This is a genomic window from Gemmatimonadaceae bacterium, from assembly GCA_036496605.1.
Classification (GTDB): Bacteria; Gemmatimonadota; Gemmatimonadetes; order Gemmatimonadales; family Gemmatimonadaceae; genus AG2.
In genome coordinates, this window is record DASXKV010000061.1 from 1 (window position 1) to 25,484 (window position 25,484).

At 62.7% G+C, this 25,484-nt stretch carries 15 protein-coding genes; 9 read left to right on the top strand and 6 right to left on the bottom strand.

Annotated elements, in window-relative coordinates:
• The first annotated feature begins 79 nt into the window (after window positions 1-79).
• Window positions 80-1,453 (top strand): dihydrolipoamide acetyltransferase family protein, encoded by a 1,374-nt coding sequence (locus VGH98_23770; protein ID HEY2379019.1) that lies wholly within the window; start codon window positions 80-82, stop codon window positions 1,451-1,453.
• A 24-nt stretch (window positions 1,454-1,477) separates the two neighbouring features.
• Here the strand turns inward: VGH98_23770 and VGH98_23775 are convergent, their stop codons facing one another.
• A complete protein-coding gene (locus VGH98_23775) occupies window positions 1,478-2,272 on the bottom strand; it encodes a TonB-dependent receptor (protein HEY2379020.1) in 795 nt (264 codons plus the stop codon).
• A 153-nt stretch (window positions 2,273-2,425) separates the two neighbouring features.
• Here VGH98_23775 and lpdA point away from each other — a divergent pair, with 153 nt between their 5' ends.
• The 4 genes from lpdA to VGH98_23795 are packed head-to-tail and all read left to right on the top strand — an operon-like array spanning window position 2,426 to window position 7,140.
• Entirely contained in the window at window positions 2,426-3,829 is a 1,404-nt protein-coding gene (gene lpdA, locus VGH98_23780) for a dihydrolipoyl dehydrogenase (protein HEY2379021.1), read from the top strand.
• Window positions 3,829-4,551 (top strand): lipoyl(octanoyl) transferase LipB, encoded by a 723-nt coding sequence (gene lipB / locus VGH98_23785; GenBank protein HEY2379022.1) that lies wholly within the window; start codon window positions 3,829-3,831, stop codon window positions 4,549-4,551. The genes lpdA and lipB overlap by 1 nt, the downstream gene beginning before the upstream one ends.
• Window positions 4,552-4,553: 2 nt before the next feature.
• Window positions 4,554-6,659: an ATP-dependent helicase gene (locus tag VGH98_23790; GenBank protein HEY2379023.1), complete on the top strand. Its 2,106-nt coding sequence runs from the start codon at window positions 4,554-4,556 to the stop codon at window positions 6,657-6,659.
• 52 nt (window positions 6,660-6,711) lie between these two features.
• On the top strand, window positions 6,712-7,140 hold the full coding sequence (locus VGH98_23795) for a hypothetical protein (protein HEY2379024.1): 429 nt from the start codon (window positions 6,712-6,714) through the stop codon (window positions 7,138-7,140).
• Window positions 7,141-7,163: 23 nt separating this feature from the next.
• On the opposite strand, the gene VGH98_23800 is transcribed toward VGH98_23795, so the two are convergent.
• The gene (locus VGH98_23800; GenBank protein ID HEY2379025.1) at window positions 7,164-8,357 is read right to left on the bottom strand and encodes an aminopeptidase; all 1,194 of its coding nucleotides are present in this window, start codon (window positions 8,355-8,357) and stop codon (window positions 7,164-7,166) included.
• Between the two features lie 107 nt (window positions 8,358-8,464).
• Here VGH98_23800 and dnaE point away from each other — a divergent pair, with 107 nt between their 5' ends.
• From dnaE to metG, 4 genes are read left to right on the top strand one after another with little or no spacing between them, the layout of a single operon-like run.
• On the top strand, window positions 8,465-11,980 hold the full coding sequence (gene dnaE / locus VGH98_23805) for a DNA polymerase III subunit alpha (protein HEY2379026.1): 3,516 nt from the start codon (window positions 8,465-8,467) through the stop codon (window positions 11,978-11,980).
• An 18-nt stretch (window positions 11,981-11,998) separates the two neighbouring features.
• On the top strand, window positions 11,999-12,964 hold the full coding sequence (locus tag VGH98_23810; GenBank protein ID HEY2379027.1) for an acetyl-CoA carboxylase carboxyltransferase subunit alpha: 966 nt from the start codon (window positions 11,999-12,001) through the stop codon (window positions 12,962-12,964).
• A 50-nt stretch (window positions 12,965-13,014) separates the two neighbouring features.
• Window positions 13,015-14,172: a regulatory iron-sulfur-containing complex subunit RicT gene (gene ricT, locus VGH98_23815; GenBank protein HEY2379028.1), complete on the top strand. Its 1,158-nt coding sequence runs from the start codon at window positions 13,015-13,017 to the stop codon at window positions 14,170-14,172.
• Window positions 14,132-15,754 (top strand): methionine--tRNA ligase, encoded by a 1,623-nt coding sequence (gene metG / locus VGH98_23820; protein HEY2379029.1) that lies wholly within the window; start codon window positions 14,132-14,134, stop codon window positions 15,752-15,754. The genes ricT and metG overlap by 41 nt, the downstream gene beginning before the upstream one ends.
• Window positions 15,755-15,837: 83 nt before the next feature.
• Here metG and VGH98_23825 read toward each other — a convergent pair whose 3' ends face one another.
• The 4 genes from VGH98_23825 to VGH98_23840 form a co-directional block, all read right to left on the bottom strand.
• Entirely contained in the window at window positions 15,838-17,253 is a 1,416-nt protein-coding gene (locus VGH98_23825; GenBank protein ID HEY2379030.1) for a hypothetical protein, read from the bottom strand.
• 24 nt (window positions 17,254-17,277) lie between these two features.
• Complete coding sequence (locus VGH98_23830) at window positions 17,278-20,328, bottom strand: SusC/RagA family TonB-linked outer membrane protein (GenBank protein HEY2379031.1); 3,051 nt, start codon at window positions 20,326-20,328, stop codon at window positions 17,278-17,280.
• Between the two features lie 563 nt (window positions 20,329-20,891).
• A complete protein-coding gene (locus tag VGH98_23835) occupies window positions 20,892-22,355 on the bottom strand; it encodes a hypothetical protein (GenBank protein HEY2379032.1) in 1,464 nt (487 codons plus the stop codon).
• Window positions 22,356-22,390: 35 nt separating this feature from the next.
• On the bottom strand, window positions 22,391-25,411 hold the full coding sequence (locus VGH98_23840; GenBank protein HEY2379033.1) for a SusC/RagA family TonB-linked outer membrane protein: 3,021 nt from the start codon (window positions 25,409-25,411) through the stop codon (window positions 22,391-22,393).
• Window positions 25,412-25,484 lie beyond the last annotated feature (73 nt).

The following is a 25,484-nucleotide window of genomic DNA, read 5'->3' on the forward strand; positions in this document are numbered from 1 at the left end:
TCTACCCCTAGCCCCTAGCCCCTAGCCCCTAGCCCCTAGCCCCTAGCCCCTAGCACCCATCCCCTAGCCCCGGCTCTTCATGGCTACGAAGGTTTTCATGGAAGCGCTCTCGCCCACGATGGAAGAAGGGCGCTTGGTGAAATGGTTGAAGAACGAAGGCGACGCCGTGAAGAGCGGCGATGTCCTCGCCGAAGTGGAAACTGACAAAGCCGTCATGGAGCTCGTCGCCCGCGGCGACGGCGTCCTGCGAAAGCGATTGGTCGGTGAGGGTGAGTCCCGGCCCGTTGCCCAGCTCCTCGGCGTCATCGCTGCGCCTGATGAGAATATCGACGCCATTCTCGCCGAAGCCGGCGGAGCGGCGCCAGCCGCCGCTCCCGCAGCGCCGACAGGACAACATCCGGAGCAGGTCGTCGCGCAGACGCGTGAAGCGGCCGGCACGTCGTCCGTTCCGCGCGGGCCTAACGAGGCGCAGGGCGAGGCGTCCGCGCCACCGCAACAAAAGGTTGCCGCATCGGCACCGGCCGGCGCGAGTGCATCACGCGCGCCCGCTGCATCCCCTGCGCGACCGTCACAACCGCCGACCGGAAACGGCGGTGTGCGTTCGTCTCCTCTTGCGCGCCGTCTCGCAACTGAACAGGGATTGGATCTCGGGCAGCTCCGCGGTAGCGGTCCTGGGGGCCGCATCATCAAGCGCGATATCGAGGCGGCCGCTGCGGTGAGCGCCGGTGCGCCACCAGCGCCACGCGCTCCGCTTGCGCCATCGCGCGAGGGCGACTTTCAAGACCTGGCACTTACGCAAATTCGAAAGACGATCGCGCGTCGCCTGTCCGAGTCGATCGGGCCGATTCCGACGTTCTACCTCACGGCGGAGTACGATCTCGGCCGCATCGATGACATGCGCAAGGCGATGGCGTCACTCGGAGACGAATTCAAGGTCTCGGTAAACGACGTCTTGCTCAAAGCCGTCGCGACCGCGCTGACGCAGCACCCCGAGGTCAACGCGCACTGGCTCGGCGATCGCATTCGCATGTTCAATCGCGTTCACCTTGGCGTCGCCGTGGCGACGGACGACGGTCTCATCGTCCCAGTCGTCTTCGACGCCAACCAAAAGTCGATGCGTCAGATTTCCGCGGAGGTCAAGGAGCTCGCGAAGCTCGCACGCGACCGGCGGCTCAAGCCCGAGCAGTACACCGGATCGACGTTCTCGGTCTCGAATCTCGGGATGTACGGCATCGATCAGTTCACGGCGATCATCAATCCGCCAGAGACCGCCATACTCGCCGTGGGCCGTGCGGAAGACAAAGCGGTCGTCGTTGATGGTGAGATCGCGATCCGAAAGCGCCTACGCCTCACGATGAGCTGCGATCATCGTGCGGTCGATGGCGCCGTCGGCGCGCGCTTTCTCCAGACGCTCGGCAGGATGATCGAGAACCCGTTAATGCTTGTGGCGTAGAGGGCAGAGGGTACCCTCGACCCTTTACCCACCGCGGTTCTTCGGCGGCGGTTCGCGCGTCCAGATCACGATCGCGGCGCAGATCGGACGGCCCAAGGTAATGAGCTCGGGGGGAATCTCCGAGATTCCGACGTACACCTCGAGCGCTTCGATGTCGTCCGGCGTGAAATCGTCGAAGTTGCCGCTGTACGGCGTCTGGTGAACGTATAACTGCGGCATGCAGCGCCGCGCGCCAGCGCCGCGCGTCATCTGTACGACGGTGCCGGTGCGCGTCGGCACGATCTGCACTCCGGGCACACGACGCAGAATGTCAGTCGCGATGCGCAGATTCTGGTTCTCGAAGTCCTTTCGCTTGATGAAGGTGCCTCGGTTCGTCGAGCGATGCTCATCGAAAAGCGCGAGCCAGGTCGACGCCGTATCCTGCACCTTCACCTCCGCGAGCGATTGCACGGACGGCGTGAGCGGAAAAGTCGCGCGATGCGTCTTGCCCGGCTTGAGGACGGCGGAGAATGTTGCGGACTGGAATCCAAGCCGGCGGACGCCGAACGTGACCGCGCCGGCAGGTAAGCCCGACAGCTCGAATCGTCCCGAGTCATCCGTGACCGTCCGCAGCGTGGACACCGAGATGAGCCATATCTCGGCTTGCACCAGCGGAACGCCGCTCGTGTCCGTGACCGTCCCAATCAGCTTCGCTGTCGGAACGGAGGGTGCGCCCTGCGTCGTTGCCTGCGCGCGCGCGAGCATGGCACAATCGAACAGGAAGCTGACGCCGAGCGCCGAGATGCTGATCGCCCTGGTCCACGCTCGTGAGGACGGCATGAGCGCTACGCTAGTGCGCGGGATGATCTCGAGCAAGGCGCGCTCGTCACGAGCTCCAATAGTCCGCGGTGGACGTCGCGAATATGTTTCGGGGCCGCCGTCGGTTCGCCCGCGCGGCGACGACTTTCGAACTCTTTGAGGAACATTGGAACCATGGCCTCGTTCGACGTGATTTTTATCGGCGGCGGCCCCGCCGGCTATGTAGGTGCAATTCGGAGCGCCCAACTCGGTCTTTCGACGGCCGTCGTTGAGCGAGAAGGTTTGGGAGGTACCTGCGTCCTCTGGGGATGTATTCCAGCGAAGGCGCTGCTCGAGTCCTCGGCGATGGCCAACCGGCTGCAGCACGCCAAGGAGTTCGGCGTCACGGTCGGGGACATCAAGCTTGAATACGGTGTCGCGATGAAGCGTTCCCGCGCCGTGAGCCAACAGAACTCGAAAGGCGTCGAGTTCCTGTTCAAGAAGAACAAGATCACCTGGCTCAAGGGCGCCGCAAAGCTCGCCGGCAAGAATGCCATCACGCTGAAGACCGCCGATGGCAAGGAGGAGAAGCACGAGGCCAAGAAGGGCATCGTCATCGCGACGGGCTCTCGCGTGAAGGGCCTCCCCCAGATCGGACTGGAGCTCAACAAGACGACCGTGATCTCGTCTGACGAAGCGCTGATCCTCGAGAATGCTCCGAAGACAATGGCGATCGTCGGCTGCGGCGCCGTCGGTTGTGAGTTTGCCGACGTGTTCAACGCCTTCGGGACGCAGGTGACACTGATCGAGGTGCTGCCTGGCATACTGCCTCTCGAGGACGGGGACTGCAGCAAGGAGCTCGAGCGCTCATTCAAGAAGCGAAAGATCGACGTGCTCACCGGCGCCAGGATCGGCAACGTGAAAGTCGGGAAAAGCTCCGTCTCGATGACCGTTGAGGTCGGAGGCGAGAAGAAGAGTCTCGAGGTTGAGAAAGTACTTATCGCGGCCGGTCGGGCGCCGAACATCGAGGAGATCGGCCTCAAGGAGCAGGGCGTGCAGCTCACCGAGCGCGGCTTCGTCAAGATCGACGCCAAGATGGCCACGACCACGCCTGGTATTTATGCAATCGGTGATGTCGCCGGTCCGCCGATGCTGGCTCACAAGGGGCAACGCGAGGGCATTACCGTCGCCGAGATACTCGCCGGTAAGCACACCCATGGCGTGAACTACGGCAACATTCCGAATGCGACATACTGCCATCCCGAGGTCGCGTCGATCGGTCTCACGGAACAGCAGTGCAAGGACAAGAAGCTCGACTACAAAGTCGGCCGCTTCAATTTCTCGGCGAACGGCCGCGCGCGGACATCCGGTGAGACCGAGGGCTTCGTCAAGATCATTCGCGACGCGAAGTACGGCGAGATTCTCGGCGCCCATATCATCGGCGCGCACGCGACGGAGTTGATCCACGAGCTCGCGGTCGTGCGCGAGAACGAGTTCACGGTCGAGGAAGTCGATCTCGCGATTCACGCCCATCCAACCCTCGCCGAAGCGATCGCCGAAGCGGCGCTCGATTCGATGGGGATGATGATTCACGCCTAGTGCCTGAGCTTCTCGTCGTCGATCTTGGTCGGCTGCCCTACGCCGACGCACTCGCTTTGCAGCGCGAGGTCGCCCGTGCGCGCATCGCCGGCGAGATCGACGACGATGTGCTCTTGCTCGTCGAGCATCCGCCGGTCATCACACTCGGCCGCTCGTCGAAGAGTGCCAACATGCTCGCCACGCCCGAGTACCTCCAGCAGCGCGGCGTCGAACTGTTCGAGGTCGAGCGCGGCGGCGACGTCACGTTCCACGGACCGGGGCAGCTCGTCGGCTACCCGATCATCGACCTCAAGCGCCACCGCCGGGACCTCCATTGGTACCTGCGCCAGGTTGAGCAATTACTCATCGACGGCGTTGCTGCCTTCGGTTTGATCGCCGGTCGTAATCCTCCCTACACGGGTGTCTGGATCGAGAACCGGAAGATTGCGTCCATTGGCGTTCATGCCCGCGATTGGGTCACCTGGCACGGATTCGCCCTCAACGTCGCGACGGACCTCGCCTACTTCGATCTCATCGTCCCCTGTGGCATCCAGTCGGTGACGATGACGTCGGTAAACGCCGAGCTGCCTAACGATCCACCGAGCGTTGCCTCGGTCGCGAACGCAGTCGTCGCCGAGGCCGGCGTGACGTTCGGGTTGTCGCCCCGGCGTATGGCGCCTGACGACCTCACCGCCACTCTCCAGACGCCGACCACCATCGCGGCCGCGCGCGCCATTCGTTGAGCATGGCGGACGGGCCGCGAATTTACCGTCCGCGCGAGCCTGATGCGGTCGCCGAGGCCAACGAGCATTCGCTCGACGATCTCACATCGCAGCTCAATCCGGAGCAGGCGGCTGCCGCCGCGTACGGCGACGGTCCCCTGCTCATCGTTGCGGGCGCCGGTACGGGAAAAACGCGCACGCTCGTCTACCGCGTCGCGCACCTGCTGCAACGCGGCGTGAGGGCCGAGCGCATTCTCCTCCTCACATTCACGCGCCGCGCCGCGCACGAGATGCTCACACGCGCCGAGCGGCTCGTTGGCGTCGTCAGTGGCCATGTGCATGGCGGGACATTTCACAGCACGGGGAATCGACTGCTGCGAACTTTTGGCCAGTCCGCCGGTCTGCCGAAGGACTTCTCGATCATGGACGAGGGTGACGCCGAGGACCTGATGGGCCTAGCGCGAGCGAACCTCGGCTACGGCAAGCAGGAGAAGCGCTTCCCGAAGAAGGAAACCCTCCACTGGATCTACTCGCGCCACGTCAACACCGAGATTCCCGTCGAGGACATTCTCGGCGGCGAGATGCCCCAGTTCGCCGATTACACCGACGACGTCCTCCGCATTTTCGCCGAGTACACGAGCCGGAAGATCGAGCGTAATCTCGTCGACTACGACGATCTGCTCCTCTTCTGGCAGCTGATGCTCGAGCATTCCGTGCCGCTCGCCGACCGCATGGCCGCGCTCTACGATCACATCCTCGTCGACGAGTACCAGGATACCAACCTGACGCAGGCGCGCATTCTCCGCGGGATGTGTCGCACACACCAGAACATCACCGTCGTCGGCGACGACGCCCAGAGCATCTACTCGTTCCGCGGCGCGAACATCCACAACATCCTCGATTTCCCGAAGCAGTTTCCGGGCGTGCACCTCGTCACGCTCGAGCAGAACTATCGATCCACCCAACCGATCCTCGACGTTACGAATACGCTCATCAGCCGCGCCGAGCAACGATTTACCAAGAACCTCTGGACGCATCGCACCGGCGGGGAAGCCCCATGGCTCGTCGCCGCGAGGGACGAGCAGCAGCAGACGAAGTTCATCGTCGACCGCGTGCTCGAGCTGCACGAGGAGGGTACGCCGTTGCGCGAGATCGCGGTGCTCTTTCGCGCCGCGTACATGTCGGCCGATCTCGAGATCGAGCTGTCGAATCGGCGGGTCCCGTTCGAGAAATGGGGCGGCCTGAAGTTCCTCGAGGCCGCCCACGTGAAGGACGTCCTCGCGTTTCTTCGGGTGATCGAGAATCCACGCGATGACGTGAGCTGGTATCGCATTCTCATGCTCATGCCCGGCATTGGAGACGTGACGGCTCGCGCGGCGATCGCCTCGATCACGGAGCGCGGCTGGGAAGCGGACGCCTTTTATGATTGGCTGCCGCCGCAGCGCGCTCGTGAAGCACACGAGCGTCTCGTCGCCTTGCTCCGCTCCCTCCGCGCGCGCGCCACGCGCGGCGAGCAGGAATCGCTCGGCACCGGCGTCGGCGCGGAGATCGAGGCGATTCGTGGGCTGTACGATGACATTCTCCGCGAACGCTACGATCGTCCCGAAGCACGGCTCGCCGACCTCGAACAGCTCCGCGTCATCGCGAGTGGTTATCCCAATCGTGCCGCGTTTCTCTCCGCGATCGCCCTCGAGCCGCCGCAGAGTACGCAGGATCTCGCGCTTGGCGGCGATGCCGAAGACGACGCGCTCGTGCTCAGCACCGCGCACAGCGCGAAGGGGAAGGAGTGGGACGCCGTCTTTCTCATGTGGGCGGTGGACGGATTCTTTCCGCTCGCCCGCGCCACCGCCGACGACGATCAGCTCGAGGAGGAGCGTCGGCTGATGTACGTCGCCATGACCCGGGCGCGGAACCATCTCGTCGTGTCGTATCCACTCAACGTGTACAACACGCGGCGAGGCGCGGATTATTCGATGGACCAGCTGTCGCGCTTTCTCGACCGTGGCGTGCGCGCCAAGATGCAGCGGTACGTCCTCGGCGAGGATGCTGCTCTCGCACCGGAAGCGCCGACGCCCGAGCATCCACCGATCGATCTCCGAGCGATCCTCAAGTCGCGCTTCACGAAGTAGCCTCATTCCGAGGGCGACGGCACAGATGGCGCGCGCATCGCGGCGGCGAACCGTGAGGCATCTTCCGGTATCTTTTCGGTACAATGAAGTGGCCGGCCGGATCGCTCAGATGGGCGGGGCGCTTCGTCAAGTGGCGAGCTGGTTCACTCGAGTGGCGGCGTCGCCGCGTCGCCTGACCACGGCGCCTCGTCAGCTGGCCGGCCGGTACGATCAGGTGGCCGACTCGCTCGGTCGCCTAACCGCGCCGCCAGGTGAGCTGGCCACTCGGCTCGGTGAGCTGACCACTCGGCTCGGTGAGCTGTCCGTCACGCTTCGTCGAGTGGCGGCGCGGCCCGATGAAGTGGCCGAGCTGCCCGATGCGCTGACCACGTGTCTCGCTCGCCTGGCCGCGGGGATCAGCGAGGTGGCGAGACCGACTCGTGAGGTGGCCGAGGCGCACGGTCAGCTGCACGCGCCGCTCGGCAAAGTGGCCGAGTGGTGATGTGTGCTGACCACCGCGCTCAGTCAGCTGACCACATTGTCGAGTGAGCTGACTCGCATCGCGGGCGTCTTCGCCACCCATTCGCGCAGCGCCCCGAACGGATCCTTCGGCTTTGACTTCGCCAGCGCTATGATCCGATTGATCGTCTTCTTGAGATCCTGACCCTCGCGCGCCCACACCGCGTCGAAGAGATCCAGATCGGTGAGGTAGATCCGACGCGCCATCAACGCGGCGTTGTCGAGCCGCATCCGCTCGAGCACGCGCGGCCCGATCGTGTGCAGCTGCGGTCCCAGCACTTCGACGAGCTCCGTGCGCGCCTGGTGATACACGGTGTCACGCGCGGCGATGCGCTCCCGCACGTGCGTCGAATCGTCGCCCGGGTGCGCCTTGTACGCCGAGTCGATCGAGTGATAGAGCCGCTCCCAGAAGCGCGCCATCACCCGGTCGTCGCTCCAGCGCGCGTCGGCTTCGTCCGCGGCGTCAGGCTGGTTGCGTGACCTGAAGAACCAGGCCGATCCGCGCGCCCCGACAAAATTCGCGAACGACTCGTTGAATACGGCCTGACCCGGCGCATAGAACGTGTTATGCGTCAGCTCGTGAATGACGGTGTTCGCCAGATCGATCGAATCAGCATTGAGTGAAGTGGAAACAAGTGGGTCGTTGAACCACCCTAAGGTGCTGAATGCCGGCGATGGCCTGAGGTAAACGTCGAAGCCCTCACGATCGAGCGAACGCGCCGTCGTCCGCGCCGCCCCGAAATCGAAGAAACCCTTGTACGGCACCCGCCCCACGATCGGGAACCACCAGGTGTACGCCTTGAGCCGATCTCGATAGGCTGCCGAGAGCACGAGTACGAGCGTGTCATGCTGGAGCCCACTGAAGGTTGTGAAGCTCCGACGCGCTCGCAGTTGAATGGATTCGCTCGCGAACGCGCGCGCTGCCAGCACGATTTCCAGCTTTCGCCGCGTCGCCACCGAGGTCGCCGAATCAGCGACGATGTCGGTGATCGGCCGTCGTCGCGCGAGGATCTTCCCCTCCTCCCAGGCCGCGCGCACGAGATACCGTCCCGTTGGTGCGAGCACGAGGTAGAGGAGTAGCGTGAGCAGCAGCACACCCAGCACGCGCGCGGCGACGCGCGCCACTCTGCGCACGGATCGCCCTGCTCGCGCCGGTATTTCTTCGCCCGGTCGTTCGACGCGAATCGCCGGCTCGCTCACCGATCACTCTCGATTTGTATAAGACTTTGCTCCATATGCCGTTAGACGATCACCTCGACGCAGCGTTTTCTTTGCCTCGTCGCACGGCGGTCGCTATCTTCCTCGCGATGTCCTTCGTACACCTCCACTGCCATTCCGAATACTCCCTCCTCGATGGCGCGAATCGGATCGAAGACCTGATCCGACGAGCCCAGGAGTTCGAGCAGCCCGCCCTGGCGATTACCGATCACGGTAATCTGCACGCCGCCTGGGAATTCCAGGAGCAGGCCCGGAAAGCGAAGCTCAAGCCGATCATCGGGATGGAGGCGTACGTCGCTCCCGGCGATCGTCGCGCGCGCACGCGCGCAAACGGCGCCTCACAGAAGCCGTACTATCATCTCGTGCTGCTTGCTCGGGACCTGACCGGGTACCGCAATCTGGTCAAGCTCTCCTCGTTGGCGTACACCGAAGGCTTCTATACCAAGCCGCGAGTCGACCGCGAGCTGCTCGCGCGGTACAGCGAGGGCATCATCGTGTCCTCGGCCTGCATGGCTGGCGAGATTGCGACCGCGTTACTACGTGATGACCACGGGGCCGCCGTCGAGGCCGCGACCTGGTACGCGAACGTCTTCAAGGATCGATACTATCTCGAGGTCCAGGCGCACGACTCGGCCGGCCAGCGCGACCTGAACCCTCGCGTCTTCGCCCTCGCCACGGAGCTCGGTCTTCCCGTTGTCGCGACGAACGATTCGCATTTCCTCAAGCGCCAGGATCACGACGCGCACGACGTTCTCCTCTGCATTGGCCTCGGCAAGGACCTGGCCGATCGCGACCGGATGCGTTACGACGAAGGACTCTATTTCAAGAGCCATCAGGAAATCCGGGAGTTCTTTCCCGATCGTCCGGATGTCGTTGAGAATACGCTCAAGATTGCCGACGAGGTCGGCTTCGAGTTCTCGAAGAAGTACCACCTTCCGGCCTTCCCGCTTCCGACGGGTGTCGCGAGCGAGAACGAGCTGCTCAATCGCCTGGCGCTGGAGGGGGCGAAAGCACGGTACGGCGACCCGTTCCCAAACAACGTCAGGGAGCGCCTCGACTACGAGCTCGGCGTGATCAACAAGACGGGCTACGCCGGCTACTTCCTCATTGTTTACGATTTTATCAAAGCGGCCCGCGAGCGTGGCATTCCCGTCGGTCCGGGTCGTGGCTCGGCGGCTGGCTCCCTCGTTGCCTACGCGCTCGGGATCACGAACGTCTGTCCCTTGAAGTTCGACCTGCTGTTCGAGCGATTCCTCAATCCCGAACGCGTGTCGATGCCCGACGTCGACGTGGACTTCTGCTTCGAGCGACGTGGCGAAGTCATCGACTACGTTAGGCAGAAATACGGGCGCGAGTCCGTGTGCCAGATCGTCACCTTCGGCACGATGAAATCGCGCGCTGCCATCAAGGACGTCGGACGCGTGCTCGGATTCACCCCGGTCGAGACCGATCAGCTCGCGAAGCTCATTCCCAACCAGCCGAACTTCTCGCTGGAGGTGAAGGACGCTGTCGCGCAGATCGCGGAGGTGAAGAAGCTCTACGAGACCGACGATCGATACCGGCAGCTCCTGGACTACGCGATCGCACTCGAGGGATTGTCGCGGCACACCGGCGTTCACGCCGCGGGCGTCGTGATCGCGCCGGGGCCGGTCGACGATTACGTCCCGATCTGCACCCAGGCATCGAAGGGCTCCGGCTCGATGAAGGATGGCGACATCAACGACGAGACCGTCGTGGTGAGCCAGTATGACATGAATTGTCTCGAGAAGGCCGGAATGCTGAAGATGGACTTTCTCGGCCTAACGACGCTCACCGTCATTCACGACGCCGTCAAGGCAATCGACGAGCGCGGCGCGGCGCCGCTCGACATTGATTCGCTCCCGCTCGATGACGAGAAGGTGTATCACATGCTTCGCGCCGGCCGCACCACCGGCGTCTTTCAATTCGAGTCTCCGTTGGCGACGGACATGCTGCGGAGTATGCGTTGCGACCGCTTCGACGATCTCGTCGCGTCGAACGCGTTGATGCGCCCCGGCCCGCTCGACGCCGGAATGCATCGCGTCTACCAGCGGCGCAAGCGCGGCGACGAGCCGGTCTCGTACGCCCTCCCAGAGCTCGAGGAAGTGTTGTCGCCGACCTACGGCGTCATCACCTACCAAGAGCAGGTCATGCGTATCGCGCAGATCCTTGCCGGGATCTCGCTTGCCGAAGCCGACGTCCTGCGTAAAGCGGTCGGCAAGAAAGACGCGGACCTTATTCGCGAGGAGCTCGGAAAGTTCATCGAGAAGTCGGTGGCGCGCGGTTACGGTCGGAACGTCATCGAGGAGCTCGCGGGACAGATCGAGACGTTCGGCCGCTACGGATTCAACAAATCGCACTCCGTCGCGTATTCGGTTCTCTCCTATCAGACGGCTTGGCTCAAGGCGCACCATCCGGCCGAATTCATGGCTGCGCTGCTCTCGTCGTCGATTGGCGACACCGACAGCGTTGTGAAGTTCATCAACGAGGCGAGAGAGCTCGACCTCGAGGTACTGCCGCCCGACGTCAACGAATCTGGATACAAGTTCACCGTCGTCGGCGACACGCGCATCCGCTTCGGGCTTGGCGCGATTCGCAACGTCGGCCGTTCGGCCATCGATTCGATTCTCGCGGCGCGCCGTGAGAAGGGACCATTCACGTCGATCTTCGATCTGTGTGAACGAGTCGATTTGCGTTTGTGCAATCGAAGAGTTTTCGAGGCACTGATCGCGTCGGGAGCGCTCGACAACGTCGGCGGCCATCGCGCGCAGTACTGGGCCGTGCTCGACAGCGCGCTGCAGGAGGCCTCCCTCAAGCAGGAGGAGCGTGCCGCCGGGCAAGTTTCCCTTTTTGGCAGCGACACCGACCCTGGCGCGAGCAACGGGTTCTCAAATCGCACGCTGCCGAACATCGCACCGCTCTCCGATTCGGAGCGACTCACGAAAGAGAAGGAGATCCTCGGCTTCTACATTTCGGGGCATCCCCTCGAGCCGTTCCGCCTGGAATGTGAGCTGTTCGCGACGCACAACGTGGCTGATCTCGGTCGTTGGCACGACCAGCAGATCGCGCTCGGGGTCGTCGTTACGGCGATCAAGAAACAGATCAGCAAACGGTCCGGGGCCGAGTTCGCGCGGTTGACAGTTGAGGATTTTTCGGGATCTTCCGAGGTACTGGTGTTCCCAGAGGCGTGGGGGCTACTCTCTGATCGCATCCGGACGGATGTTCCGGTGTTGTTGAAGGGCGGGTACTCGCGTCGCGACCAGGACGCCGAGAACCCCACGTTCATCGTTGAATCGGTCAGCCCATTTGCCGAATTACGGCTTAACGGGCAAGTGGCGGTAGCGCTCGATCTGACGCTGGGCGATGGACTGGCTGCGGACGTGATGCGGGATGTTCGCGCGGTGATAGAGGCCCATTCGACGTCGCAATCGAGCGCGCCGTCGCTCGAGGTGCAGTGGAGTGATGGCAACGGCGGACGGGCGCGCTTGCGATCGCGATCGCTCAAACTCGCCGCGACGCAGTCGGCGCTGAACGAGTTGCGGGCGTTGCTCGGCAGTGAGCGCGTTCGCCTCGTTCGCGGGGCGTGAGGAGCGAGAGGACTCTGGATGGCGACAGCGACTTTGGACTTCGAAAAGCCACTGGCCGAGCTCGAGAAGCAGATCGACGAGCTCAAACGGCTCGCCGGGGACCAGCAACTCAACGTTACCGAGGAGATCGCGCCGCTCGAGAAGAAGCTCACCGAGCTTCGGGAAGAGATTTACAAGAATCTCACGCCCCTTCAGCGCGTTCAGGTCGCGCGGAGCAACAGGCGACCACTGACGGAAGATTACATCCGTCTCTGCTTCACGGACTTTGTCGAGATGCACGGCGATCGGCTCTTTCGCGAGGACGCCGCCATCATCGGCGGTTGGGCGCGGCTCGACGGCGAAACGGTCATGGTCATCGGCCACCAGCGCGGCCGCGACACCAAAGAGAATCTCCGCCGCAACTTCGGAATGCCGCATCCCGAGGGCTATCGCAAGTCGCTCCGTCTGATGAAGCTGGCGGAGAAGTTCCACGTCCCGGTGCTGACCTTCATCGACACACCGGGCGCGTGGGCGGGACTCGGCGCGGAGGAACGCGGCCAGTCGGAAGCGATCGCCAGGAATCTGTTCGAGATGAGCCGTCTCGAGGTACCGATCATTGCTACTGTCATCGGCGAAGGCGGCTCAGGGGGCGCCCTGGCACTGGGCGTCGCCGACCGCGTGATGATGCTCGAGAACTCGGTCTATTCGGTCATCACGATCGAAGGATGCGCCGCGATTCTCTGGAAGGATGGCAAGAGTCCGGAGATGCGCGAGAGGGCGGCATCGGCCCTCAAGATCACCGCGCCTGATCTGTACGAGTTGCGGGTGATCGACGAGATCATCCCCGAGCCGCTCGGCGGGGCTCACGCCGACCATGAAATGACCGCCAAGTCCGTGCAGGACGCGCTCTGCCGTCACCTCGACGAGCTGCGCCGCTTCAAGCCGGACAAACTCGTTAGGCGCCGGCGCGAGAAATTTCAACGTCTTGGCCAGTTCGTGGAGTAGGCGCGCACGATACGCGCGCCCGCTTTGCACCGATCTCCAGTCTCTGAAGGATGTCGCATCTCATCGAAGTCGCGTTCAAGGGTAATCGCAAGGAGTTCTTCCTCTGGGAAGCCGACGAATCGCTGGCGCCCTCGGCGACCGTCATCGTCGACGCGGATCGGGGAGAGGATCTCGGGCGTGTGCATTCCGTTGGCGAGCTGGCCGCACAGCGCAGTGCCGGCGCCGCTCACGGCCTCGGCGCGGCTGCTCCAGCGAAGAAGGTGCGACGCGTCGCCTCCGCCGACGATCTCCGGAAGTTCAGCGAGGTTCGCGCACAAGACGAGGACGCGCGCCGAAAGGCCATGGAGCGCGTGAAGGCAAATCAGCTCGTGATGAAGATCTCCGATGCTGAATGGCAGTGGGATCGAAAGAAGCTCACCTTTTATTTCACTGCGGAAAAGCGCGTTGATTTCAGAAATCTCGTGCGCGAGCTCGCGGCGATGTTCAGAACGCGTATCGAGTTGAAGCAGATTGGCGTTCGCGACGAGGCCAAACGCCTCGATGGCATCGGCCGCTGTGGACGACAGTACTGCTCGAGCTCGTGGCTGCCCGAGCTGCGGCCGGTCAACCTTGGCGTCGCGAAGGATCAGCGGCTTTCGCTGAATCCATCGCAGATCTCGGGTGCCTGTGGGCGGCTCATGTGCTGTCTACGCTACGAGCACGACTTCTACGTTCAGCAACGCAAGCGATTCCCGAAGGAAGGAAAGGCGGTTCGCACACAGCGCGGCGAGGAGAAGGTTGTCGCCAACGATATCTTTCGGGAACGCGTGACGCTTCGCGGCACGGATGGCGAGGTGCGAGTCGTGCTCCTCGACGAGTTGCGGCTCGAGCTCGACGCGGTTGGAGGGGGTCCGATTGCGATTCCGACCGTCACCGATGAGTACGAGGCCGTGGATGTGCGCGCCGACGTCGACGAGGAAGGCGAGGGCGAGCTAAGCTCTGCAATCGACATCATCGAGGAGCCACCTCGCGCCGAGTCGGCGACGGCGGAGCCGGTCAAGACTCCAGCCACTGGAGCGACACCGGCCGTCGATGCGGCACGCAAACCGCATCGGCGCCGCGGTCGTCGCGGCGGGCGGCGCAATCGCGCCGGCCGCGAACGCGGCGAATCGGGCGGCGATGGGAACGATGGCGGCGCCTCGGGGGATTCGACGCCTCCCGAAGCCTAACGCGTGCGGCCCAAACGTTAGGCATTGTACTGACAGGACTTCTCTCTTGGCACGATTCTATCTCACCACGGCAATCGATTACGCGAACGGTGACCCGCACCTCGGTCACGCGCTCGAGAAGATCGGCGCCGACGCCATCGCGCGCTATCACCGTCTCGCGGGCGACGATGTGCATTTCCTCATGGGAATGGACGAGCACGGCCAGAAGGTGCGTCAGGCGGCCGAGGAACGCGGCGTGTCGCCGCAGGCATTCGTCGATCGGGTCGCCGCGACGTTCGAGGAGATGTGGCACCGATTGGGCATCTCCAACAACCAGTTCATTCGTACGACCGACCCTGCCCACAAGCGCGGCGTGAAGGCGCTCATCGAGCGCATTCACGAGAAGAATCCGGACGACTTCTTCGAGAAGACGTACGAGGGCTGGTACTGCGTCGGCTGCGAGCTGTTCAAACGCGACAGCGAGATCGTCGACGGACGCTGCGAGCTGCATCCGACACGCGAGCTGCAGTGGACGGAGGAACGCAACTGGTTCTTCCGCCTAACGCGCTATCAAGGTTTCCTGGACCGTCTCTTCGCCGACCGTCCGGATTTTCTCAGGCCCGAGTCGCGGCGCAACGAGATGCTCGCGCTGCTCGCGCAGGGACTCGAGGACATCTCGATCACGCGCTCGCGACTGAGCTGGGCAATTCCCTTTCCCATTCGCTCGAGCACGGGCGAAGAGCAGGGTACCTGGGTCTGGTTCGATGCCTTGCCGAACTACCTCACTGCCGCCGGCTTTCCCGATAAACACTATCGAGAGCGGTGGCCGGCGCAGCTGCACGTCATCGGCAAGGACATCACGCGGCTGCACTGCATCGTCTGGCCGGCGATGCTCCAGGCGGCAGAGGTCGAACTGCCGCAGCAGGTCTGGGCGCACGGCTTCATGAGCTTTGGTGGTGATCGCTTCAGCAAGTCGGCCGGCGTCGCGTTCTCGTTAGGCGAGGCGATCGACCGGCACGGCCCGGACGCGCTTCGTTACTTCCTGCTACGTGAAATCCCGTTCGACGGCGACGGCGATTTCTCCTGGGAGCGGTTCGACGAGCGATACACCTCCGAGCTCGCGAACAGCTGGGGAAATCTGGCGAGCCGAGTGATCGCGATGGTCGAGAAGTATCGCGACGGCGTGGTCCCGTCCGGAGAACCTACGCCGCTGGATCGCACCGACGTCGCCGACCTCGTCGAGTATCACGCGGCCATGGACGGATCGCGCGGCTATCTCTTGCAGGAAGGCGTCAAACGCGCGCTCGCGAGCGTCACGCGCGGCAACGAATTCGTCCAGTCGTCGAAGCCATGGGCGCTCGCGAAGGACGCATCGCTGACGACCGATCTCGACAACGTCCTCGCGTCCGTGGTCCGTGGACTCGCGCGTCAGTGCGTCCTGCTGCATCCATTCGCGCCCGGCAAGACCGAAGAGCTGTGGCGGCAGCTCGGCGCGCCCGGCCGCGTTTCCGATCAGCGCTTCGACGGTCTCGCCGGCTTGGACGCAGCCGGTTGGAAGGTGCGCAAAGGCGCGCCACTCTTTCCGAAGCCCGCTCAGGCCTAACGAGCCAAGCGGCACTTACCGGCGAAAAAAGTGGGGGCGAAACAATCGCCCCCACGTTTTCGCATTCATCCAGCCTATCCGACCTACGCCTTCGTGTCGATACACCCGTGAAAGTTAGGGTTCGTCTTCTCGTAATCCGGCACCGGGAAGGCAACCTGACTACCGAACTGTCCGGAGGGTGTGCCGTTTCTCGTGAAGCCGCCCGTCGGGAAAACCTGGTCCTGCGAGCGTCCATACTGGCGCACCAACCGCCGCAGATCGTCCATCCGATATCCGCGCCCGAATTGCCAGAGCGCCTTCTCCCGGAAGAACAGATTGGTTGCGGTGTTCAGATCAGCCGGTGTAGCCAGCGCTGCCATCGCTGGCACCTTGAATACGCCAATGACCTGCGGAGATGTGCGGAGTGCGTTGAGAATCGTCATCATCCCGCTGATGCTGCCAGCTTGCAGCTGGGCCTCAGCCTCAATCAAACGGGCATCGATGCCCGAGATCGCCGGGACCGCGTCGTCTTGACCCCAGTTGTTCACTTGCCAGAGTACGGAGTGTCCGTCCTCGGCCACAAGGCCCATGTTGGTAACCGAGACACGCGGATCATTCAGCTCGGCGAACGGAATGGCGTTCAGGATCGGGCCGGCGATGTCGATGCTATCACCCGCCGAGTACCGTTTCACGTTCGGGCCCTCAACCCACCATTCGTTGTCAAAAGTACCCGGCTTCGAATAGTTGAAGTTGTACTGGAAGCTGGTTGGTATGCCGTTGACCGTAGTGGCAGCGCCGGCATAATCTGCCAGGTCCACTGCCAGGTCCACTTGCGCGCGCGCTTTAGTCACGAGAGCGGCGTACTTAATGTTGAGCGTAGCTGAATCCGTCCCGGTGAGATACGTCACCGCTGAATCCATCCGCGAAATTGCGAGCTTCGATCCGTCGGCGTCCGTCACCGGCTTCGTGTACTGCGGAACGCCATTCACGGTCTCTCCGAAAGGAATGCCGTTGCAGAACACAGCCGAGAGCTGCATTTCGATGTACCCCATCGCCAGGTACATCTCGCCAACATGCTGTGAACCGGTAGCGGACTTATCGTAGGCCAAGAGAGCGTTGATGGCGTCACGCGCCCGCCCGCGAGTCTGCTGGGCACCGTTGTAGATCGTCGTCAACAGCGCATCGTTCGTTGCTTCGTTGCGCTGATCGTCATCGTTGCGCTGTGAGAACGTGTCAACTGAGCGAATCTCGTCGGTGAAGAGCCCTTCCCAGTTCCACAGTCCCTCCTGGTTGCTGCCCGAGTTGGTCGGGCTGCCATTCATGACCTTATTCCATTGTTGGAGTGCGCCGGCCCAGAGTGCGTCGGCCGCTGTCGCATTGTTTACCGCGCCGGGACTGATCACGCCCGGCTGCTCAGGTTGCAGGAGCTCCTTATTCACATCGCAGGCTCCGAGGAAGAGCATCCCGGCCACGACCGCCGCTGCCGTCATTCCCCGGGTCCGATTACTGAAATTGAACATTTTCGGTTATCCCTGGTTGACGTTTCAGTAGTGGAGGTTGAGGCGCAAGATGTAGTACCGTGGCGGCGCGAGCGTCGAGAAATCGGTCTGGGTATCACCCGTACCGTAGTTCTCCTCCGGATCGGGACCGGTGTAGCTGGTCCATGTGTGCAAGTTCCTGGCGGAGAGCACGAGCTGAGCATCATGCGCTCGCATCCGACTCGTTATGTTCTGAGGCACCGTGAGTATTGCCGAGACTTCGCGCAGCTTCCAGAACTGCCCGTTCTCTAGGTAGCCGTACCCCGACGGTGTCGGGTTCTTCGCCGCGGAGTTCGCCACGCTACGGGCCTGGTCCCACAACGGCGTGGACTTGACACTATTTGAGTACCACGAGGAGAAGTTCTGGGCGTAGAACGAGGCCGTTTGGTTGCTCAAGACGTAGCCGCCCTTGTAGTCGGTCAGCGCCGTGATGCGCAACTTGTGGTTCAGCAGGTCGATTCCATTCGTGATCGAGAAAATGTCCCGTGGCGCGGAGTAGCCTGCGTAAACGTATCCGGGCGATACCGTCACCTCATCGGGTGTGATGATACCGTCGCCGTTCTTGTCGGCATACGTGTACGGCCGTGCGAATGCCGCGTTCACGGGAAGCCCGACCGAGTCCCGGTTCGTGCCGGTGCCGATCGTGGCGTTAGGCTTTCCGCTGGGGTCATTACCTAACGACAGAATCTTGTTTGAGTTGTGTGACGCCGCAACGTTGACATCCCATCCAAACACGCTCCGATTCAGAATGGTGCTGTTGAGGTCCAGCTCCACGCCGGAGTTCTCAACCGAAGCCAGATTCTTGAGTACCGAGAGTGCCGGCGCTCCGGATGAGGAGGCAATCTGTTGGCTGATCAGCGCGTCGTGCGTCTTTTTGTCGTAGTACGTGAAGGCGAAGTGTGCGCGCGAACGGAAGACGTCCGCATCGAACCCGCCTTCGAACTCGGCCGAGCGCTCCGGCTTCAGGTTCGAGTTGCCCAGCGCATTCTGCAGCAGCCCCGGTGTATCAACTCCCCCGGCGACGCCAGCGATGGGCGGAATATTGGCCGTTTGCGCTTGGAATGTACGCAGAGCCACTATGCCGCCAGGCGAGACACCCGATGCGCCGTAGGCGCTCCGAAGACGGAATTGATCGAGCCAGTTCATCTTCGGGAAGAATCCCTCGTCCGAAACGAGCCACGAGACACTCGCTTTCGGATAGACGATGCGCGAGAAATTCGTTCCGAACGCACTGTTCTGGTCCGTGCGTGCAGCAACGGTGACGAATAGCCGGTCGCGAAATGCCGCTTCCTCCTGAAGGTAGAAGCCGAGCGTCTTTTCCACCGTCTGGAAGGCATTGGACGCGCTTTGAACTGCGGCCTCACCAACCGTCTGGCCGCCAGGAGGGAGATTCGTACCGTTCGCGACCGTCGTGTCTACCGCAATGTTGGTATAGTCGGCACCTAGGGTAGTCGTCAAAATGAGGCTGGATCGCGCCTGCCAGTGGGAGTTGCTGACGACCCTGGCCGAGAAATTCCGCAGGTCCGCGTGGTTGTTGCTCACAGTGCCGAGTCGCTGTGTGCCGAGATTCGGACACTCGGAGAAACGACACAGCTGCGAGTGGTCATTGCTTGCCAGATCGACGCCCATGGTGCCCTGATTCGACATCCAAGAGAAGGGGTGCCACTGGGCATCCGCCGAGCCGATGAAGCGCTCAGTCCCATTCTCGTTGAGGTCCTGGAAGATCTGCGCTGGGCTGTAGACGCCGTAGCCGTTCCGGAACTCACCGAGTGAACCGATCTCGCTATACGTGAGGCCGGGGGCCCCGTTGTGGTTGAAGCCGGGGTTGTTGCGCGCGCTGTAGATGAAGCTATTGATGTTGTTGTCCACCTGCGGAAGTCGCTGGTTCGTATTGCTGAAGCCCGCGGTCATCGTCAGGTCGACGTTAGGCGACAGGCTCGCGTTGAGGTTCGTCCGCAAGTTGTACGACTGGAACGCCTCCGGATGCAGCCACTCGTCCCGCATCCCGACCTTCATCGAATCCACAAGCGTCGCCTGCGCGAATTCCGGCATCTTGATTGGGCCGATCTCATTCTGGATATCGCCACTCACGAAGAAGCGTACCCTGTCGTTGCCGCCGCTGACCTGCGACCCGTACCAGTTTCGATTCCCGGTGTGGAACGGCGTCGAGGAGGGATCCGTCAGCACGTTGAAGGAGGTCAGGCTGTCGGGCGCGCAAGTCCCTTGGCTCTGGCTGACAAGCGTGCATCTCTGCAGGGTCGTCGTGCCGGTCTTATGGCCCCAGATAGCGTAGGAGGCAGGATACTTGTTGTTGTCCTGCACCAGTCCCTGTTCACCAAACCAGGTCCACTGGGTAGCGCCGGAATGGCCGCGCTTCGTGGTGATCACGACGACGCCGTTTGCCGCATCGGTACCATATAGAGTCGCCGCGGACGGCCCCTTCACGACCTCGATGTCCTGGATCTCGTTTGGATCGAGATCGTTGAGCAAACTCGCTCGCGTGCCGCCTGTGCCCAGATTTAGGGTACCGGTGTTCATCCGGACGCCGTCGATGATGTAAATCGGGTCGTTGGTGATGCCGCTACCTGTCGTCGCCAGCGAGCCGATGCCCCGGATTCGGACCACCGGTGCCGCGCCCGTCATCGCTGCCGGAAGTACTACGACTCCCGGCGCCTTGGCGACGAGCAGATCGGCAATGTTGTTCGTCGCGGTCTGCTCGACCTTCTGTGGGACGTTGTCGATCGTAGCAATGGCGTTTCCGAGCTCAACCCTGCGCTGCTCGCCCGTTGCTGTCGTAACTATCTCCGCGAGTTGCACGGCCGCCTGTGTTATCACGAAGTCGAGCGTCGTGCTTTGTCCTGCGGTGATTTCTACCGGCTTTATTTGCTGCTGGTAGCCAACGCGGATCGTGCGGATCGAGACTTGGCCAGCTGGCACCCTCGCAAGGGTGTACCGACCCTCGGCGTTGGTGCTCGTCCCTATCGTCGTCCCGACGACCATGACCCGGATGTCGCTGACCGGTTGGTTCGTGCCGGCGTCGGTTATGCGTCCGGTCACGCTACCGTACATCTGTTGGCTATGTGCCGCAGGAGCCAGGGCAAACAGTGCACACGAGGCCGCGCCAATCGTAAGTCGCGCTCGAGCGGCCCACACTCGAGCCCTGCTCACTCTACTTCGGGGAGCGATTGTCATTTAATGGTCCTCCTTGCAGGGGACTTTTGCGGTTCGCAGCGAGACGCACACATGTGGGTTGCCTCCTCGGCGACGTGGGATCGCAACTGCAACTACCAACCGCGCGGCGCAATCGCGCGCGACATCCAAGCGAAGTCCGGGAGCACGTCTGAGATCACGACGCGGCGCATCGTTCGGCATGCGAACGATTCGCCGGGACTAACCTGGAAAGGTCTGCCTACGTTCCAATTCAACAACACCTACGGGCCAACCGGTCACTTTTGGGTGCCCGTCAGCCCCGAATATTCCCGTGACGAGCGCGCCGCGCTACCCCACCCGACAAAAAAAGAAAAGCGGCGGGCAGTTCTGCCCGCCGCTCCTCATGTATGCCGGAATATTGCCTGCTAAACCTGTCCGTTCCTAACTAGTCGGGGCCCGCCTGCTGCCCGTCACGGCGCGGTCGTACTGCAGGATGACCGCGAAAAGTTTGGATTGTTGTCCTCGGCCTGCGGGATCGGCGAGTTCACGTCCGTGCCGTACGTCGTCGTAACACCAGCCTTCACGTACGAGCCCGTAGGGAACACTGTCTCCGCACCACGGCCATAATACTTGATCAGTCGGCGGAGATCGCCGAGCCGGTGACTCGTGAGGTACAGCCAGAACGCACGCTCTGAAAACAGCTGATTTTCCTCCGCGACGCCGCCCTGGGCGGAAACGTCCGGCAGGGCCGCCAACGAGCCGGCCGGATAGCCGCGCAGGGCAAGCAGTGAGGCGTTGCTGCGCAGCGCGTTCAGGATCGCGAGCGTGCCGCCGGCACCAGCGTAGTTGCCGGCTCTGTATTGTGCTTCGGCCTCGATCAGGCGCGCTTCGACACCGTCGGCGATGATCACCGGCGTGTCGCGCGCGGGATACTTGAGCTGCACCCACTGAGGCGTGCCGCCGTCGAAGCCGTTGCCTTTACTGTTGGCTCGTGTAGTGCGGCCGCTCACGACCCGAGGATCTTTCACGGTACCAGCCGTGTCGCCTTGTGCGCGGAAGGCCAGGCCGTTCGTCCCTTCTGAGTTTGCGACCCCAAACCGACCGACACTCACCGTCACGCCCCAGGTGCCGTTGTTCTGTCGCGCGCTCGTCGCGGAGTGCGTGTAGCGATATTGGAACGTCGTCGAGACGCTGGCCACTTCCGCTGCGGCGGCCGCGAACTGGTCCTGATCGAGGAGCTCGCGAGCCTTGACGAGATGGCCGAGGTTCACCATCGAAGCGGCATAGGTCGCACCGCCCGTTACCCCGCTCGCTGACGCAATCGTCTTCGCGCTATCGGCCTTCTGCCCGGCGACATCCAACAGCTGCTTTGTCGTGAGCGACGAACCGTAAATGACGTTGCCGCTTGCATCCTGATTGCTGATCGGCACTGAGGCGCAGTAGTTCTCCGCGAACACGATGTAAACGAGCGCACTCAGATTGAGCGACTCCGAAAGGCCGGCATCCTTGTTCGCGAACTGCAAGTAGAGCGCGGCAGCACGGTCTGCCGATTGCCGCGCCTGGGACGTCGCGTAGAACAGGTTGCTGAGGGACGTATTGCTCTGATATTTCTGCTTCCGTTCGTCGACCTCGATGCGTGTTGGGAACGTCTCGGTGTTGATCAGCTCATCGGTCAATTGGCCGGCGAGAGTGATCTGATTGAAGTCCCCGCCGCCATTGTATGCATTGCCAAAGTCGCCAATGGCGCCGTCGAGAACTGCCGGCAGCGCGCTCGAGTCCTGGATCGACGTGGGCCGCGCCACGTCGATGTCTTTCACCTTGAGCGCGTCGGTTGGGCTGCACGCGGTGAGCATAATGACCGAGCCGAGCATGCTCACGATCCACACGCGTGGCGACTTCGCCACGAGACGCGCGGTATTGAGGAATCTATTCATCGCGTATGTCCATGTCTGAATGTGGATGCCGCGCATTAGAACTGCAGCGTTAGGCGCGCCGTGTAGATACGCAGCGGCGGTTCGGTGAGGAAGTCCGACGTGGCGAAGTTGCCGTTCGGCGTCGAGTTGACCTCGGGATCGAAGCCCGTATAGTTCGTCCAGGTATGCAGGTTGCGGCCAGCGATCGTGAGCTTCACGCCGGCGGCCCGCGCGTAGTGCGCCCAGCGAGACGGCGCGGTCAACGTCACGGCCACTTCACGGAGCTTCGTGAACGTCGCGTCTTCGATGTAGCCAGCGTCGGTCCCCGCCAGCTGGCCGATGTTTCGCGCCTGCAACGAGAGCGGCGAGCTCTTGTCGTACGCTTCCTGGCAGTTGCTGAAATTGCAGCGGAAGCGCGCCGTCAAATTATAGAGTTTGTAACCGCCCTTGTGGTCGAGCAGCGCCGAGAATTCCACCCATTTCGTGACCCCGAGTCGGGGCGTGAGCGACCATTCGAGCGTCGGCAGTGGGTTGCCCAGATACTGGAAGTCCGGCGATACCGTAAGCTCGTTCGAGCTGATGATGCCGTCGCCGTTCGCGTCCGAGAACGTGTATGGACGGTCCCAGTAGCCGCCTAACGGGAAGCCGGCGACCTGGCGCTGCTCGCCATTAACGATCGGTGGAACCGGCTGACCTGACGGCAGATTGCCGAGTGTGATCAGCTTGTTGTGGTTGGTCGTGAGCGCCCCGTTCAGGTCGAAGCTCGTCATGCGATAATCGAACACGTGCGTCGTAAGCCCAATCTCGATTCCGTTGTTCGTCGACTCCCCGAGATTGGCGAACTGTGTCGTCGTGAGGCCGAGCGACGGCGGCAGCGGCCGCGCGATGAGAAGATCGTGTGCGCGCTTGTTGTAGTACGTCGCCTCGAGACCAATGCGTGAGTTGAAGAGCTGCATGTCGAATCCGCCCTCGTACTCGCGCGAAACTTCTGGCCGAAGATCCGGGTTGCCCGTGCCGCCGACCTGGATGCCCGGCGAATCGACACTGTTCACCGTAACCGTTTGCACGTTGTAGAACGTGATCGCGTCGCGGAAATTCGGACGCTGTCCCGAACGCCCGTAGGCAGTGCGGAGGCGCAGCGACGACAGGAAATCGAAGTGCGGGAAGAACGGCTCCTCGCTCACGACCCACGACACACTCGCCGCCGGGTACGTGATCCAGCCGAAATTCGAGCCGAACGCGCTGTTGTTGTCCGTCCGCAGTGCACCGCTCAGGAACAGACGGTCGCGCCAGGCGACCTGCTCCTGCACCAGCCCACCGATCGTGCGGTTGTCCGTGTTCGTCTCGCCGACAGCGAAACGAGCCGATGTCCCGTTGAGTGAACCAGTACCGGCGAGCAGCTTCGCGCCGAACGCCTGATTGCTGGCGACCTGCTCCTCGTTGTATTGCGCCCCGACTGTCGTGCGCGAATGCCACGAGGTTGTGAGATCGAAGTTCGCCGTCGCGCTGCCGTTCGCAGTGTATTGCCAGTCGTTCGTCGTGTTCGCCGTGCGCTGGCCATCCGGGAACGTGCCGAAGAATACGGTGTTAGGCGGGATTGTCTGATCGTTGCGCCGGCTGTAGAAATCGACGCCGCCCGTGGCGACGCCCGACAGCCAACGATTCGGTGCCCAGTTCAGATTCGACGAACCGATGAAGCGCTCGACGTCCTCTCGCCAATCGATCGCATAGATGTCGTGCGGCGTCTGGCCGGCGAGATAGCCACGGCTCACCGGATCATCGGTGGCAAAGCCGAGGAGCCCGCTGCCGAGAACCCCGAGGACGTTGTTGTCGTTTTGCGGGAAGGCGAGCCGACTCGCGACGTAGTTCGTCGAGATCTCGCCCGACAGGGTTTTTGCCAGCTGCCCGTTGACGTTCGCGCGAACGCTCGTTCGACCGAAATGGTTCGGCGCAAACACGCCCTTGTCGTGATCGATGTCCGTCGAGAGGAAGTAGCTCGCGACGTCGCCACCACCGGTGACGCTCATTCCGACGGTTCCTTTCGTCCCCGTCACGAACGGGCTCGCCTGCACGAGCGGATCCCAGACCTGGAGGGAATCCGGCTTTGCCGCGCATTGTCCGAGCGCCTGCGCGTTGAGCGTGCAGCCGGACGCACTTTTTCCGGCGTTGGCTCCCGTCAGCAGCGTTCCGATCTGGTTGAAGTTCGCGGGATAGTTATAGGTGTCTTTCTGCGTGCCGCCTTCGCCATACATCGTCCATCGCGGCGCGCCGGCGTGGCCACGTTTCGTGCGAATCTGAATGACGCCATTCGCCGCAGCCGTGCCGTAGAGCGCCGATGCCGCTGGCCCCTTCAACACTTCCATCGACTCGATGTCTTCCGGATTGAGATCGTTGAGTCTATTTGGAACCTGTCCGCCGACGCCGATGCCACCGACCGCGTTGAAATCGTTGCTCACGCGAATGCCATCGACGATGATGAGCGGCTCGTTCGATAACGACACGGAGTTCGCTCCGCGAATGCGAATGCGCGTCGCCTGGCCCTGCGTGCCGCCGGAGAAATTGACGTCGACACCCGGCGCTTGCCCCGCGAGCACGTCCGCGACGGTCGTCGAGACCGCAAGCTGCTGGGCCGCAGGCTGCACGGTGCTCACCGCGTTGCCCGTCTCGCGCTTTCGCTCTTCGCCACCAGTCGCGGTGACGACCACTTGATCGATCGTGACTGCCGTCGGCGAAATCTGAAAATCCACCGCGACGTCGCCGGTGCTCGGCACGGTCACACTTTGTGACGTCGCTGCGTATCCGAGCCGGCTCACACGAACGATGTACGTGCCGGCCGGTACGCTCGTAATGCGATACCGACCTTGCTCGTTCGTCCGTGCACCGCGCTGCGTTCCGACGACGACGACACTCGCGTCGCCGATCGGAAGATTACTCGAACGATCAACCACTCGACCGCCGACAGCGGCGGCTTCCTGCGCGCCGGCCGGCGCGGCCAATACTGCCGCGCAGACCAGTGTCCCGAAGATGCGGCTCCAGGAACTCTTCATCGTCGTCCCCCACTCGTGTGTGAATGACATCGTGGACGTTAGGCGGCTACGCAATGTGACCGAGTACGACACGCCTGCGACGAACCGCGATCCGCGCGCAGAC

Excerpts from the sequence above, each read along its gene's own strand:
- VGH98_23770 (HEY2379019.1), top strand. The coding sequence starts at position 80 with ATGGCTACGAAGGTTTTCATGGAAGCGCTCTCGCCCACGATGGAAGAA.
- VGH98_23775 (HEY2379020.1), bottom strand. The coding sequence starts at position 2,272 with ATGCCGTCCTCACGAGCGTGGACCAGGGCGATCAGCATCTCGGCGCTC.
- lpdA (HEY2379021.1), top strand. The coding sequence starts at position 2,426 with ATGGCCTCGTTCGACGTGATTTTTATCGGCGGCGGCCCCGCCGGCTAT.
- VGH98_23790 (HEY2379023.1), top strand. The coding sequence starts at position 4,554 with ATGGCGGACGGGCCGCGAATTTACCGTCCGCGCGAGCCTGATGCGGTC.
- dnaE (HEY2379026.1), top strand. The coding sequence starts at position 8,465 with ATGTCCTTCGTACACCTCCACTGCCATTCCGAATACTCCCTCCTCGAT.
- VGH98_23810 (HEY2379027.1), top strand. The coding sequence starts at position 11,999 with ATGGCGACAGCGACTTTGGACTTCGAAAAGCCACTGGCCGAGCTCGAG.
- ricT (HEY2379028.1), top strand. The coding sequence starts at position 13,015 with ATGTCGCATCTCATCGAAGTCGCGTTCAAGGGTAATCGCAAGGAGTTC.
- metG (HEY2379029.1), top strand. The coding sequence starts at position 14,132 with ATGGCGGCGCCTCGGGGGATTCGACGCCTCCCGAAGCCTAACGCGTGC.
- VGH98_23825 (HEY2379030.1), bottom strand. The coding sequence starts at position 17,253 with ATGTTCAATTTCAGTAATCGGACCCGGGGAATGACGGCAGCGGCGGTC.
- VGH98_23835 (HEY2379032.1), bottom strand. The coding sequence starts at position 22,355 with ATGAATAGATTCCTCAATACCGCGCGTCTCGTGGCGAAGTCGCCACGC.
- VGH98_23840 (HEY2379033.1), bottom strand. The coding sequence starts at position 25,411 with ATGTCATTCACACACGAGTGGGGGACGACGATGAAGAGTTCCTGGAGC.